We start from the raw sequence: 14,548 nt of genomic DNA, 5'->3' as shown, positions 1-14,548 counted from the left end.
TAAAGTAGCATCTAGTTTGGCCCGATGCGTCGGGCCTTTTAATATCAGGCCGGGTACTCATGGGTAAAAGATTGTTCAGGCGGGAAGCGATAGAGCATCAGAGAAGCTACTGGAAAGGAAGAGTCATTCTGCTCAGAGGCGTTTCACCATTAATCATTTCCGCATGCTGCGTTGCTTTTCTAGTGATGATTATTGCGATGCTTTGTCTGTTTAAATATACCAAAAGAATCGATGTTGTTGGTGAGGTTATCACGTTACCGCATCCTCTTAACATATCTTCACCGCAGCCTGGTTCAGTCTCCAGGCAGTCTATTCAGGTCGGGGATGTGGTTAAGAAGGGTGAGGTATTATTTGAACTTGATGTATCTAAAAGTACCGATGGTGGGAACGTCAGTGATACTAATGTTGCAATGGTGAAAGCAAAGATAGTTAATGCTGAAGATATCATCGCGAAGCTTAAGGTAAACAAAGATGGTTTCATTGAGACAACGCACCGTCAGATTCTGCGTTATGAACACTCCCTGAATGAAACTGAAAAGATGCTGACTACGGCGCAAAAGGGGCTCACCCACATAGAGAAATCGCTACAAAACTATAGCGACTATCTTAAGAGAGGGTTAATCAATAAAGATCAGTACAATAATCAGCACTCTCTTTTTGTGCAACAGCAAAATGCGTTTCAGTCATTATCATCGCAAAAAATGCAGCTGGAATTACAGCTCACGCAGACGCGGAGTGATTTAACCGTCAAGACGGCAGAACTTGATAACCAGATTACCTCGCAATATTCTCAGCTGAGAGATCTGCAGACGCAGCTCATTGAAAATAGCGCCAACGGTAAAATTGTAGTGAAGTCGACTATTGATGGCCGGGTCGAATCGATTGCGGTTACCCGCGGTCAAATGGTGGAAGCCGGGAGCAGCCTGGCTCAGGTAAAACAACTTACCGGTATTGAGTACTATTTATTGCTGTGGTTACCCGACAACAGTTTACCCTATGTCAAAATTGGCGATATCGTTAATATTCGCTACGATGCATTTCCTTCCGATAAATTTGGTCAGTTTTCGGGGAAAGTGCTGTCGATATCATCGATGCCGGCGACCCGACGGGAGTTGGCTGAATATAGTAATAACCAGATGAGCAATGCGCCAGCGCCTACGTTATATAAAGCAATCATCAATATTAAAGACAAAGAATTTATCTATAAAGATCGCAGGCTGGTTCTGGCGAATGGTCTCAAGGCGAAAAGTATCGTTTTTACTGAGGAAAGACCGCTGTACCAGTGGCTATTCTCGCCAGTATATAAAGTCGTTCAGAGTCTGAAGGGACCCGGAGATGAATAAAGATGTGCTTGATTCTATTTTTAAAAGAATCAATTTTTCCATGAAAAACAAAGTTCCGGTTATTATCCAGTCTGAGTCAACGGAATGCGGTAATGCTTGTTTATCAATGATTTGCGGTTTCTACGGGAAAGATATCGATCTGTTTAATTTTCGTAACCGCTACGGTTCCACTTCACAAGGGGCGACATTAAACGTTCTGGCGGCGATTGCGCAGAAGGCTGGACTCAAGACGCGGGCCCTGTCGCTGGATATTGCCGAGATCAAGGAACTCCGGCTGCCGTGCATCCTGCACTGGTCGTTAAACCATTTTGTCGTTCTGGTGGCGATAAAAGGGAAGCGTTTCATTATTCACGATCCGGCGCTGGGAAGACGCGTGGTGCATCTTCAGGAATTATCAGAAAACTTCAGCGGTATTGCGCTGGAGGCATGGCCTGATAGCGACTTTCGCCAGGAAAAGCAGCGCTCCCGACTTAAGCTACTGGACTTAATGCACAACATGGTTGGCCTCAAGTCGGCACTGATCAAAATATTCATGCTGTCCGTGGTGATTGAAACGGTGAATTTGCTGTTGCCGATGGGGACGCAGATCGTGACTGACCATGTCATTACCGCACATGACGAAAACCTGCTGCTGGTCATCTGCGTCGGGTTAATGTTTTTTACCATTTTTAAAACCTGGGTCAGCATGATCCGCGCGTGGGTCTCTCTCAAGTTGAATACGCTGACCGACGTGCAGTGGAAAACCAGCTTTTTTGATCATCTGATGAGCCTGCCGCTGGCATTTTTTGAAAAGCGCCAGTTAGGGGATATACAGTCGCGGTTTGCTTCTCTGGATATCATTCGCGCAACGTTTACCAACAGCATCGTGACGGGAATGATCGACTCGATCATGACTATTGGCCTGCTTATCATGCTGAGTTTGTATGGCGGCTGGCTGGTCTGGGTAGTATTAGGTTTTACCGTTTGCTACGCCATCATGCGAGCGCTGACCTATAAGTTTTATCGTACCGTCAGCGAGGAGTTAATCGTCAAACGTGCGCGTTCTGGCTCGCATTTTATGGAGTCGTTGTACGGTATTGCGACGATAAAATCGCTTAATCTCAAAAACAGACGCTCGCAACATTGGCTGAACACCAATATTGATGTCAGCAATGCCGGTCTGAAACAGACGCGTTTTGATATGCTGTTCGGCGGCATAAACACGTTCATTAATTCAGCCGATCAGGTTGTGATTTTATGGCTGGGCGCGCAGATGGTGATGGATAATACTATGACCATTGGTATGTTTATGGCGTTTAATGCCTATCGCGGCCAGTTTACTCAACGTGCCGCCTCGTTAATCGATTTGACGATGCAGCTGAAAATGCTGTCGCTGCACAACGAACGTATTTCTGAAATTGTCTATAGTGAGCCGGAGGTCGACTCCCCGTTAAGAAACGTTTTCGAAGAGAATGTTGGCGTCTCTCTGGAGGTTCGGGACTTAGCCTATCAGTATGATTTATTGTCAAAACCTGTTTTTTCTAACGTCAATATTAGCGTGGCCGCAGGAGAGTCCGTCGCGCTGGTCGGCGTGTCGGGCATTGGTAAGACGACACTATTAAAAGTCATGTCGGGTCTGCTCACGCCTGAACGAGGCGAGATATTTATCGGTGGTTTCGATATTAACAAAATTGGCATTAATAATTTCCGCAGCAATATCGCCTGCGTCTTACAGGAAGATCGTCTTTTTTCCGGATCCATTACCGATAATATTTCGGGGTTTGACGATGAGGTAGATGAGGCGCTGGTCATCGAGTGTGCGATGCAATGTAATATCCATGAAGAGATTTTACGCATGCCGATGGGCTATGAAACGATTATCGGGGAACTGGGTGCCGGGATTTCTGGCGGCCAGAAGCAGCGCCTGCTGATAGCTCGCGCGCTTTATCAAAAACCACGAATATTATTTATGGATGAAGCGACCAGTCATCTCGATATCAATAATGAAAAGATAATTAATTCAGCGATTGAATCCTTAAATATTACCCGGATTATTATTGCTCATCGTCCTTCGACTATTGCCTGTGCCGACAGGATTATTGATTTGGCAAAAATCACACCGTGACGTCATATTTTATTAAGAGAATCATTTTATGAACAAACTAATGGGTATTAATACCGGGATTATTAAATCAGCGGCAGGCGTACTAGCGTTGGCGCTGAAAGCACACAGTGCATCGGGCTCCGAAAGTCTCATTTATCTGCCGCCCGATCGGCTACAGTCCTTGCTTTTTGCCGTCTTTAGCGGTTATCGCAGGCTGCAGATGATGTTCCGGGAGGATGCTGAGGGCGTCAGAGAGCAGGTGATTGCCCAGTCTGAAGCGTTAAATAGCCGGATCCCTGTCGTCACGCTTGATGAGGTCCAGCAGCCCGATGTCGCTCTGCGGACGATCGATTTTGTGATGAAGCCGTATCAGGAACGGGTCACGTTTTTGTTCTTTTTGCAAAATGATAGCGTGGTCGCTATCGATCTGGCATTGACTCAGATGGAGTATCTACTGGGGCTATTATTAACCACGATCCAAAAGACAGAAGATCGGGACTTTATTTCACTGGCATTACGGGAAAACGATTTTATACCTTTCTATACCGTTGACTTTATGCCTGCGAATGGCGAGGGCATTAAATATAATCAATTTGATGTTCCCGCCTGGAAATCCGCCGCGTTGGACGATTTTTATTCACTGCTTATCGTGCAGGATAATGGTGATATTCCGTGCGGGGTTATTATTAAAGCGGTACCGGGAATTGAACCGAGCCGGGTAAACGCGATTGGTGAGCTGTTGCTCAACAATAACTCGTTACTCATACCCTATCGGCAGCACACCATGACCTTTGAGTATGAAAAGATGGATCCCGCCGCGACAGTAGAGGAGAGAGAGAGTCTGCTAAAGGCGCATATTAAACATCGGCAGGCAAAGATAGATTTATCAGCCCGCTAGAGTCAATCCATCGCCAGGCAAGCCAGCAACAGAGCCCGGAAATAGGGCCTGTCAGCGACGCGGCCACACATCACATTTTTTCGTTCACACGCGCCGGCAAAACGCTTTTTGCGGTCATGATTGTTGAGTGCAGACTCAACAGCGCCTCTTGCTATTTATCGGCGCTGATGGTCTGCAGCGAGAGTTGTTCTTTTACGGCAGGATGAATGATCAGAACAGACTAAAGCGATACTCGATGATGACCTCGGAAGAGAGGGAATTAGCCCGGATATAGTGTCCATCGTTCAGCACCGGCGTTTTTCCGTTCATACGATAGGACCATCCTGGCCCGAACATCGCCCAGACGGTCAGATTTTTCAGCTTCGGATGCGTTGGTACCCAGCGGCTAAACGCGTTGATTTCACCCGTACGCACGTGGTTGCCCTTGTAGTTGAACTGCGCAATGTTGCCCGCCAGACCTATCGCCAGCTCTGGCGTCAGGTTGTAGTCTGAAATATTTGCCAGCACCAGCTCCCCGTCACGCATGTAGTCGCTGCCGGCGTAGGCCATCGAAATAAAGGTGCCGCGTGAGTTCTTGCTCATATGCCGGGGGAAAAAGCCGATTTCGTGGGCTTTTTCGGCATCGGTATAGCCCAGCCCCCACTTCGTGCTCCAGTTATCCGCCTGCCATTTGACATCAATCGCATAATGCCGGGCATTGCTGTCGAAATCGCGCTTATTGGCCGGCATCGCTTTATATTCATCCAAAGCATGAGTGGCATAAATCTGCGTACCAATATTTAACTGCTTCAGCGGTTTGAGTTGCGTGAACAGCACATGGCGGCGCAGGTAGTTATCGCTTTCACCATAGCCGTACTGTAAATTCAGCCGGTCGCTCTGCCACAGAATATCGCCGCTGGCGATATGGTTAAGATAGCGTCCGGTGTTGGTCTGGAAGCGCTTCTTATCCGGCGAGTTACGGTCCATCGAACTTTCGATATAGGCGCCGCGCAGGGTCACGTCACCGTAGTTGACGCCGCCGGTCCAGCCGAGATAGGTGGTGGGCGACAGACGGGTAGAGGTGGAGATGACGCCAGTGTTTTTAATCATCTGCCAGCCCCAGCGGGCGTTCAGATTGAGATCGGCGAGTTGATATTTCAGCTTCATGCTGCGCTGACCAAACTTGGAGAAACCTTCGGCATTGCTCTTTTTATTACCGGTCCCGTTATTATAGAGCACGCCGCGCGAGTTAAAATAGTCGCTGGCACCCAGCTTGATGGCACCGTAATAAGTTGCATCGAAACCGATGATATCGGCGAAATAACCTGACTGGTAATCCACGGCAACGCCCTGGCCCCAGGCATTGTGCACTTTCTTGGGTTCTGTCTCTTCTTCCTTAAGATATTTCCAGTAGTTTTTAAGCGACAGCGTCATATGGGACTGGCTAAAAAAAGGATCGGCAAATACCGTATCAATCATATCCGCTTGCGCAACGTCATTCGCTGACCAGGCACAGGCAGGAAGCGTCAGCAGCATCATAGTAATAATATTATTTTTCATTATAAACCCCGAGGCGAGATGCTGCGAGCCAGCTGGGGCTGGCTTCAACAGTCATCTGCAATAATATAATTAAGCGATCAGTTATTGTTATTGAGAGCCTGCTTGCCGGCTTCGACATATTTCATGGTGCCGATTTCTGGAACCGAATAGATGCCATTTTTATAGACAATTTTCACCACCGCAGCGTTGGCCAGCGGTTTATTTTTCGCCGTGTCGTCGGTCAGGTCGGAAATCATAATTTGCATCGAGGTGCCGGACGAAATGGCGAGGATATTTTTGTCACCCTGGGACTCGGCATTTTCAACGATGGTATGCAACGCCGCCTGAGTACGGCTCTTCACCTGCTGATAATTTTCTGCCATACCTTGCGGGTCGGCAGCGGCCAGCGCGTTCTGGCTTTCCGCCACCGGCAGAGTGCCTGCTTTCATTTTGCTGAACAGGGCGGCGCTGTCTTTTAACCCCAGCTGTTTTGCGCCGGCTGCGGCCATATCCTTGTTGAAGCCGCCTTCAAAGCTGCCAAAAAAGGCTTCGCGCAGGCCAGGCAGCTCGATCGGGTGATAATCGGCGATCCCGGCCTGTTTCAGAATCACCGCCAGGGTTTCCCGCTGTCGCCCGGCATCACTGGAATAAAAACGGTCGAACTTCACCTCTTTTAAACCTTCGCCGAGATAACGGGCGACGCGGATACCGTCTTCCGTCAGCGGAGAATCGGCCCATCCCTGCACGCGGTCAAAGGTATTTAATAGCGTTTTCCCGTGTCGGGCAAAATAAATATTAATGCTGCCATCGTCTTTCATTTCCGCTGCTGAACAGGTTGCGGCACTGGCGATCATGATGATTGCGGTTAGCCATTTGTTCATTTTGTTCTCCTTTTTATTATTTTAAAGCCAAAAAAAAACCTACGTCAGCGACTCGGGTTGGGCATGTGTTGCACGATGCCGCCAGAGTATATGACGTAGGTTTTGCCTGTGTTGAAAACAGTAACAATCCAATGTGGCCGACTTTATCATGTTAGCGATGGAAAAACAGGCGGAATTTGTTTTTATATTAATAAATGTGATCGTTCGCATGCCCTGTGGTTTGTTACCAATAACATTCCAACCCCCCGCCAATATCGTCAAAAAGCAGCAGGGATAATTCGCAATGATTAGCTGTTGGGATTCAGGTGAAATATCATTTTTCAGCCTTTGTTTTTAGTGGGAATAGTTTGTTGTTATTGACCGTAGTCACATAATAAGCCTGCTGCCTCTGGATTATTCTGCCGATAGGGAGTATTTTTCCAACGTCCTGGGATTGTAACGGAATAACGGCAAAACCTAAGGGACCTGGCGCAAGTCAATTTGCGTGCAGGTCCCTTAGGTTTTTTTTTGCGCCAGATAAATATCTTGATACTGACTAAGGAGTGATCGTGAAAATCAACATCCTCGCCGCTGCGCTGCTCACCATGCTGACCGCCTCGACTCAGGCGGCGGAAAAACCGCTCAGAATCCTGCTGGTTAACGACGATGGCTGCCAGTCGGTTGGCACAACGTCGTTACAGGAAAAGCTGGCCGCCAAAGGGTATGACGTGTGGATGGTGGCGCCTGCGACCAACCAGAGCGGCATCGGCTCAGCGATAACCTTCAAACCGGGTAAAACGTTCGATGTTAAGAAAGTGGCTGACAAGCGCTACTGCTTCCCGGGCACGCCGGCGGATGCCGTGGATTTTGGCCTGTGGGGGGTGATGAAAGAGGCGGCGCCGGACCTGGTCATTTCTGGGGTGAATGATGGCCCCAATACCGGCATGGCGCAGGTGAACTCGGGCACCGTTAGCGCCGCGGCCCGCGCGCTGCGCTACGGTTTCCCGGCTATTGCGGCCAGCATCGGCTATCGCTTCACGGAAGAGGAGATGAAAAACAAATGGCCCAGCACGCATAAATACTGGCCCGATGCGGTGGATTACGTCGTGACCGTGGTGGATAAGCTGAACGCCACCCGCGAGCCGGGTGCCGCCTTATTACCCAAAGGGTCGGGGTTGAGTATCAACTATCCGCCGCTGCCGACAACGGAGATTAAAGGCGTCCATTACATCGACAATGAGCAGTTCCCTGTCCCGCAGATTAGCTATGAGCTACAGGCTGACGGCACGGCGAAGCAGGGCATGAACCCGGCGTCGCTGACGCCAACGACGGAGGATACCGACAGCGGCTGGTTAAATAAGGGCTACATCACTTACACCCTGTTTGACGGTTCGTGGAATGCGCCGCAGTTCCAGGCGCAGTATGAGAAATTACTGGGTCGTTAATACGGCGCTGAAGTTATAAAAGCGGGAGCCGTTCTGGCCCCCGCCTGGTATCAAGCCGATATCGCTTTCCGCGTCTGCCGGTGCCGGTACAGCCACATCAGTTTATACGCTGCCGGGATGATAAACAGCGACAGCAGCGGGGCGGTGATCATCCCGCCGATCATCGGGGCGGCGATGCGACTCATCACCTCCGATCCTGCGCCGGTGCCCCATAAGATGGGCAGCAGGCCGGCGATAATCACCGCCACGGTCATCGCCTTTGGCCGCACGCGCAGCACCGCCCCCTGATACAGCGCCTCGTCGAGCTTTTCGACGCTAAAGGTCTGCGGATTTTCCAGCGACGGGTGAGCTTCAATCGCGTGGCGCAGGTACATTAGCATCACCACGCCAAACTCCGCCGCCACCCCGGCCAGCGCAATAAACCCGGTGCCGGTGGCAACCGACAGATGGAACCCCATCCCGTACAGGAACCAGATACCGCCAACGAGGGCGAACGGTACGCTGGTAATGATCAGCAGTGCCTCGCCAAAGCGGCGGAACGCCAGGTAGAGCAGGACGAAGATGATCATCAGCGTCATCGGCACCATCAGCTTCAGCTTCTGATTGGCGCGTTCGAGCAGCTCAAACTGCCCGGAGTACGACACGCTGATCCCCGGTTTCATCTGCACCTGTTCGGCGATGGTTTTTTGCAGGTCATGAACCACGGAGACCATGTCGCGATCGCGGGCGTCGATGTAGATCCAGCTGGCCGGGCGGGCATTCTCGGTTTTCAGCATCGAAGGACCGGTCACCACCTTCACTTCAGCGACGTCACCGAGGGTGATTTGCTGCTTCATCGGGGTCAGGACTGGCAGCTGGCGCAGGGCGTCCGGGCTGTCGCGATAGCTTTGCGGGTAGCGGATGTTGATCGGATAACGCTCAACGCCTTCTACCGTTTCACCCACCATAGCGCCACCGATGGCCGACGACACAAACAGCTGAACGTCGCCTACGGTCATGCCATAGCGGGCCGCTTTTTCGCGGTTGATATCGATATTCAGATAGCGCCCGCCCACCAGGCGTTCTGCCAGCGCCGAGGTGACGCCCGGCACGGTTCGGGCGACCACTTCGATCCGCTTGGCGACCTCGTCGATATCGGAGAGCACCGTGCCGGAAACCTTAATGCCGATCGGGCTTTTGATCCCGGTGGAGAGCATATCGATGCGGTTACGAATCGGCGGTACCCACAGATTGGCCAGCCCCGGCAGCCGCACGGTCTTATCCAGCTCCTCAATAATCTTCTCCATGGTCATCCCCGGCCGCCACTGCGCCTGCGGCTTGAGCTGAATAGTGGTTTCGACCATTTCCAGCGGTGCGGAGTCGGTGGCGGTTTCTGCCTTACCAGTCTTGCCAAACACGCGGGCCACTTCCGGCACGGTCATGATCAGCTTATCGGTTTTTTGCAGCATATCCGCCGCCTGCGCGGCTGAGATCCCCGGCAGCGTCGAGGGCATATACAGCAGATCGCCTTCGTTGATCTGCGGTAAGAACTCGCCGCCGACCCGGTTAAGCGGCCAGATGATCGTCAGGATCGACAGCAGTGCAACCAGTAGCGTGGTTTTCGGCCAGTGCAGCACCTTCAGCAACAGCGGGTGATAAATGCGGATCAGAAAACGGTTGAGCGGATTACTGGTTTCCGCCGGGATCTTACCGCGGATCCAGAAGCCCATCAGGATCGGGATCACCACGATCGCCAGCAGCGCCGCACCCGCCATCGACCAGGTTTTGGTAAAGGCGAGGGGACCAAATAGCTTCCCTTCTTGTCCTTCGAGGGTAAAAATCGGGATAAACGACAGGGTAATAATCAGCAGGCTGATAAACAGCGCCGGGCCGACCTCCACCGAAGCGTCGGTGATGATTTTCCAGCGCGTGTCGTTGGCCAGTTTCTGCCCCGGGTTATGGTGCTCCCACTCTTCCAGCCGCTTATGGGCGTTTTCGATCATCACGATGGCGGCGTCAACCATCGCCCCTACGGCAATGGCGATACCGCCCAGCGACATGATGTTGGCGTTCAGTCCCTGAAAATGCATGACGATAAAGGCGATACAGAGACCAAGCGGCAGAGAGATAATCGCGACCAGCGCGGAGCGGATGTGCCACAGGAACAGCGCGCAGACCAGTGCTACGACGATAAACTCCTCCAGCAGCTTGCTGCTGAGGTTGTCGATCGCCCGGTCGATCAGCTGGCTGCGATCGTAGGTCGTCACGATTTCTACCCCTTCCGGCAGGCTGCTTTTCAGGGTCTCGAGCTTGTCTTTAACGGCGGAAATCACTTCGCGGGCGTTTTTGCCGGAGCGCAGGATCACCACGCCGCCGGCCACTTCGCCTTCACCGTTCAGTTCGGCAATGCCGCGGCGCATTTCCGGGCCCATTTGTACCCGCGCCACATCGCGCAAAAAGACCGGCACGCCGTTGTCGCCGGTTCTCAGCACGATATTATTGAAGTCATCCAGCGTCTGCAGGTAGCCGCTGGCGCGCACCATATACTCAGCTTCCGACAGCTCGACGGAGGAACCGCCCGTCTCCTGGTTGGAGGCATCCAGCGCGGATTTCACCGTCGACAGGCTGATGCCATACTGGGGCAGTTTCTGCGGGTCGACGACAATCTGATACTCTTTGACCACGCCGCCGACCGATGCCACTTCCGAGACATTGGGGATGGTTTTCAGCTCATATTTTAAAAACCAGTCTTGCAGCGAGCGCAGTTCGGCGAGGTCGTGTTTACCGCTGCGATCGACCAGCGCATATTCGAAGATCCAGCCCACGCCGGTTGCATCCGGTCCCATTTCGGCGCTGACGCCCGCCGGCAGTTTACCCTGCACCTGATTGAGATATTCCAGTACCCGGGAGCGCGCCCAGTAGGGGTCGGTGCCATCCTCAAAAATGACGTACACATAGGAGTCGCCAAACTGCGAGAAGCCGCGTACCGTTTTGGCTCCTGGCACCGACAGCATGGTGGTGGTCAGCGGCCAGGTGACCTGATTTTCGACGATTTGCGGCGCCTGCCCCGGATAGCTGGTTTTAACGATAACCTGTACATCCGAGAGATCCGGCAGAGCATCGACCGGCGTATGGACGATGGTCCACGCGCCCCAGAGGCTGAGAAACAGCGCGCCCATCATCACCAGAAAGCGGTTGGCCACCGAGCGACGGATTATCCATTCAATCATTTGTCATCTCCTCAGTGGGCGTGCGCTGTGGGTGTCGGTAGCGCGGCAGGCGTCTGCGCGCGCATCCTGTCCAGCGCGCCGGAAATATTGGCTTCCGAATCAATCAGGAACAGACCGCTGGAGACCACCTTTTCGCCTTCGCTGAGGCCGGCGCTGACCGCCGTGACGTCGCCGGATTGCTGGAATACGTCGATACGTTTCGGGACAAAACGCCCGTCGTTGTCAACCGTGATCACCCGCTGCTCCGTACCGGTATCGATCAGCGCTTTTGACGGAATCAAGAGCATCGGCTGGCTTTGGGTGTTCAACCGCAGCCAGGCGTTCATCCCCGGTTTGAGCATCTCGTCGGGGTTATCCACCTGCAGGCGCAGCTGTAGCGTGCGGGTCGTGGCATCGGCGCTGGGCAGAATCGTCCATTTGCTGATGGTGAAGGTTTTCCCCGGCCAGGCGGGAACGGAAATCGTCAACTGCGAGCTGTCTTTAAGCAGCCAGGCAATAGATTCCGGTACCGCGGCGCCGATCCACACCGGATCCATTCCCTGAATTTTCGCCACCACGTTATCCTTGGTGATGTTCATCCCGCTGCGCAAATCAAAGGCGGTGATAACGCCATCGATCGGGGCTTTGAGGGTGAAGCGGGTCTGAATTTTACGCGTCGCTTTTAAGCGGCGAATATCCTCTTCCGGCATACCGGCGAGGCGCAGACGCTCGAGGATCCCCTCCACCTGGGTGGCGGTTCCGCCGGTATCCCGCAGCAGCAGATATTCGCTCTGGGCTTCGACCCAGTCCGGAATGGTCAGATCGACCAGCGGCGTGCCCTGGCGAATTTTATCGCCAACGGTCAGGGGATATACTTTCTCGATAAATCCCGCCGAGCGCGCCTGCACAATCACAAACTGATATTCGTTAAAACTGACGCTCGCCGGCAGCAGCTGCTCGAAATGCAGCGGGCCACGGCGAACGGGTTCGGTTTTCAGCCCCAGGTTTTGGGTCTGCGTGGGATCGATACGCACGCCGGGTGTAGACGGGGAGGCTCCCTCTTCGTCGGCATACTTCGCCACCAGGTCCATATCCATAAACGGTGATTTTCCCGGTTTATCAAAGCGCGTATTAGGGTACATCGGGTCATACCAGAACAGCACTTTACGGGCCTCTTTTGTACCGGTCGGTGCCGCGCTGTCCGCGGCGGTTGGTGGCGAGAACCAGGCGTACAGGCTTGCGGAGATCATGCCGCCAATAAGCATACTGCCGATAATCAGCGCGCTGTTTTTGAGGGTTAACGAGGCCATATCTGTGTCCATTCCGGTGTTATTGGGAAGCTATCTCCGTGGGCGTTACTGTGCGAGATGGATATCCTGTAATAAGGAGAGATTGCCCTGCTGAATAAAGGTAAAGGCGACTTTGCTGCCGGCTTTAATGTCGTTGAGCGGCGTTTGCGGGGTAAAGGTGAAACGCATGGTCATCGGTGGCCAGTTCACCGCCGGAATCGCATCATGGGCGATGGTGACTTTTTTGCTTTCCATATCAATGGATTTAACCTCGCCGGTGGCGCTGATGGCCGGCGTTTGTTGCGCGGCGGGCGCGGCGTTCATCATTTCGCCATGCTGATGTTCGTTGGCCTGCGCGCCGAACATCACCGTAGAAAGCAGGCCGAAAATGAGGGTTTTAGTAAGGTGATTCATCATTCATGCTCCTGAAAGTAAATGAGGGGTTATTCCATCCAGCCGCCACCCAGGGCGGTGAATAGCTTGATTTCGTTGACCTGACGGGCGTAGTTGAGGTCCAGCAGGGTTTGTTGCGTGGTGAAGAGCGAACGCTCGGCATCCAGCACTTCGATATAGCTCACCGCGCCGTGCTGATAGAGCGCTCTGGCTCGCTGCCGGGTCGTCTGCAGCGAAGCGAGGTAGCGTTGCTGAGCGCTGATTTGGTCTGCCAGGCTCTGGCGCAGGGCCAGCGCATCGGCGACCTCTTTGAAGGCGGCCTGAATTTTTTGCTCATAATTCACCACCGACTGCTGCTGGCGGATTTCCGCTAAATCGAGGTTGGCCTGATTGCGCCCGGCATTAAAAATCGGCAGTTCGATTTTGGGGACGAAATTCCACATCCCGCTGGCGGGATTAAATAAGCTCGACAGATCTGCGCTGCTGCCGGATACCGAGCTGGTTAAGGTTATCGACGGGAAAAAGGCCGCGCGCGCGGCGCCGATATTGGCGTTCGCGGCGCGTAAACCGTGCTCGGCTTCTAAAATGTCCGGGCGCTGCAGCAGGATCTGCGAAGAGAGCGCCGGCGGCAAGGCGACGCCGTTGATATCAAGGAGGCTGCTGGCCGCGTCATCAGGCAGATGCTGGTAGCTCCCCAGCAGCAGCTGCAGAGCGTTGTTGGCCTGCGCGAGTTCGCCTTCACGTTTGGCAATATCGGCACGGGTGCTTTCGATGACCCCGCGGGCCTGCTCCAGCGCCAGGACATTGGTGCTGCCGGTCAACAGCTGTTTCTCGACAAAGGCGTAGGAACGCTGGTAGTTCTGCAACGTCTCCTTCGCCACCTGCAGCTGAGCCCAGGCCAGGCGCTGGTTGAAATAGCTCTGCGAGACATTCGAGACTAATAGAATATGAACCGCCCGGCGGGCTTCCTCGCTGGCGAAATAGTTTTGCCTGTCCGCCTCGCTTAAGTTTTTCAGACGGCCGAAGAAATCGAGATCAAAGCTGAGGTTAAGCCCGGCCTGATAGTCGCTGGCGGTGGTGGTGTCACCTTTGAGTTTGCCGCTCCAGGTGGTGCTGGCGGCGCTATCAAGTTGCGGGTAGCGATCGGCGTCGGTGACGCCATATTGCGCTCTTGCCTCCTGGACTTTGAGCGTTGCCATGCGCAAATCCCGGTTGTTCAGCAGCGCTTCGCCAATTAGCGACTTCACCTGCGGGTCGACGAAAAATGTCCGCCAGCCGCTATCCTGATAATTTACCGGCATCGTGACCAGTTTGTTCTGGCTGCGTGAGAACTGCTGCGGCACCGGCGAGGTTGGCTGCTGGTACTCCGGAGCTAAAGAGAGGCAGCCGGTCAGAACAAAAGTCACGCTGAGCGTGATGAGCTTTAATTTGCGCATAGGGCAGGACGTTTTCGACGACGAATGAATGACGGGTACTGTACAAAACGGCCTCTGTTCGATGCGTGACAGGAAAATGACAAAGCTGTCATTTA

Annotated in this window: 10 protein-coding genes; 4 read left to right on the top strand and 6 right to left on the bottom strand. The window is 53.1% G+C overall.

Going from position 1 to position 14,548, the window contains the following annotated elements:
- Positions 1–59: 59 nt before the first annotated feature.
- Genes DSD31_RS22705 through yjeJ form a run of 3 tightly spaced genes read left to right on the top strand, consistent with a single transcriptional unit; the run spans position 60 to position 4,324 of the window.
- Positions 60–1,343 carry an HlyD family secretion protein gene (locus DSD31_RS22705; RefSeq protein WP_032716441.1) on the top strand — a complete coding sequence of 428 codons (1,284 nt, stop codon included), beginning with the start codon at positions 60–62 and terminating at the stop codon, positions 1,341–1,343.
- Complete coding sequence (locus DSD31_RS22700) at positions 1,336–3,447, top strand: peptidase domain-containing ABC transporter (RefSeq protein WP_113991326.1); 2,112 nt, start codon at positions 1,336–1,338, stop codon at positions 3,445–3,447. The genes DSD31_RS22705 and DSD31_RS22700 overlap by 8 nt, the downstream gene beginning before the upstream one ends.
- 40 nt (positions 3,448–3,487) lie before the next feature.
- Positions 3,488–4,324, top strand: coding sequence for a YjeJ family protein (yjeJ, locus tag DSD31_RS22695; protein WP_162786329.1), 837 nt, complete (start codon positions 3,488–3,490; stop codon positions 4,322–4,324).
- Positions 4,325–4,534: 210 nt separating this feature from the next.
- Here yjeJ and DSD31_RS22690 read toward each other — a convergent pair whose 3' ends face one another.
- Positions 4,535–5,863: an OprD family outer membrane porin gene (locus DSD31_RS22690; protein ID WP_032716444.1), complete on the bottom strand. Its 1,329-nt coding sequence runs from the start codon at positions 5,861–5,863 to the stop codon at positions 4,535–4,537.
- 77 nt (positions 5,864–5,940) lie between these two features.
- Positions 5,941–6,723: a histidine phosphatase family protein gene (locus tag DSD31_RS22685; protein ID WP_015585243.1), complete on the bottom strand. Its 783-nt coding sequence runs from the start codon at positions 6,721–6,723 to the stop codon at positions 5,941–5,943.
- 584 nt (positions 6,724–7,307) lie between these two features.
- On the opposite strand from DSD31_RS22685, the gene surE reads away from it, so the two are divergent.
- Positions 7,308–8,147: a 5'/3'-nucleotidase SurE gene (gene surE, locus DSD31_RS22680; protein WP_155075448.1), complete on the top strand. Its 840-nt coding sequence runs from the start codon at positions 7,308–7,310 to the stop codon at positions 8,145–8,147.
- A 50-nt stretch (positions 8,148–8,197) separates the two neighbouring features.
- On the opposite strand, the gene DSD31_RS22675 is transcribed toward surE, so the two are convergent.
- The 4 genes from DSD31_RS22675 to DSD31_RS22660 are packed head-to-tail and all read right to left on the bottom strand — an operon-like array spanning position 8,198 to position 14,453.
- Positions 8,198–11,356, bottom strand: coding sequence for a CusA/CzcA family heavy metal efflux RND transporter (locus DSD31_RS22675; protein WP_113991325.1), 3,159 nt, complete (start codon positions 11,354–11,356; stop codon positions 8,198–8,200).
- Positions 11,357–11,367: 11 nt separating this feature from the next.
- Positions 11,368–12,645, bottom strand: a complete 1,278-nt coding sequence (locus DSD31_RS22670; protein ID WP_032716449.1) for an efflux RND transporter periplasmic adaptor subunit — start codon at positions 12,643–12,645, stop codon at positions 11,368–11,370.
- Positions 12,646–12,690: 45 nt separating this feature from the next.
- Entirely contained in the window at positions 12,691–13,038 is a 348-nt protein-coding gene (gene cusF, locus DSD31_RS22665; RefSeq protein WP_015585239.1) for a cation efflux system protein CusF, read from the bottom strand.
- A 29-nt stretch (positions 13,039–13,067) separates the two neighbouring features.
- On the bottom strand, positions 13,068–14,453 hold the full coding sequence (locus DSD31_RS22660) for an efflux transporter outer membrane subunit (RefSeq protein WP_113991324.1): 1,386 nt from the start codon (positions 14,451–14,453) through the stop codon (positions 13,068–13,070).
- Positions 14,454–14,548 lie beyond the last annotated feature (95 nt).

Source organism: Klebsiella sp. X13 (genome assembly GCF_003323835.1).
GTDB lineage: Bacteria > Pseudomonadota > Gammaproteobacteria > Enterobacterales > Enterobacteriaceae > Klebsiella > Klebsiella ornithinolytica.
The sequence above is the reverse complement of the archived record's forward strand: the minus strand, read 5'-3'. Positions and strand labels throughout refer to the sequence as shown.

What these genes read in the sequence shown, in the direction of transcription:
- DSD31_RS22705 (WP_032716441.1), top strand. Translation starts at nt 60, where the DNA reads ATGGGTAAAAGATTGTTCAGGCGGGAAGCGATAGAGCATCAGAGAAGC.
- DSD31_RS22700 (WP_113991326.1), top strand. Translation starts at nt 1,336, where the DNA reads ATGAATAAAGATGTGCTTGATTCTATTTTTAAAAGAATCAATTTTTCC.
- yjeJ (WP_162786329.1), top strand. Translation starts at nt 3,488, where the DNA reads ATGGGTATTAATACCGGGATTATTAAATCAGCGGCAGGCGTACTAGCG.
- DSD31_RS22690 (WP_032716444.1), bottom strand. Translation starts at nt 5,863, where the DNA reads ATGAAAAATAATATTATTACTATGATGCTGCTGACGCTTCCTGCCTGT.
- DSD31_RS22685 (WP_015585243.1), bottom strand. Translation starts at nt 6,723, where the DNA reads ATGAACAAATGGCTAACCGCAATCATCATGATCGCCAGTGCCGCAACC.
- surE (WP_155075448.1), top strand. Translation starts at nt 7,308, where the DNA reads ATGCTGACCGCCTCGACTCAGGCGGCGGAAAAACCGCTCAGAATCCTG.
- DSD31_RS22675 (WP_113991325.1), bottom strand. Translation starts at nt 11,356, where the DNA reads ATGATTGAATGGATAATCCGTCGCTCGGTGGCCAACCGCTTTCTGGTG.
- DSD31_RS22670 (WP_032716449.1), bottom strand. Translation starts at nt 12,645, where the DNA reads ATGGCCTCGTTAACCCTCAAAAACAGCGCGCTGATTATCGGCAGTATG.
- cusF (WP_015585239.1), bottom strand. Translation starts at nt 13,038, where the DNA reads ATGAATCACCTTACTAAAACCCTCATTTTCGGCCTGCTTTCTACGGTG.
- DSD31_RS22660 (WP_113991324.1), bottom strand. Translation starts at nt 14,453, where the DNA reads ATGCGCAAATTAAAGCTCATCACGCTCAGCGTGACTTTTGTTCTGACC.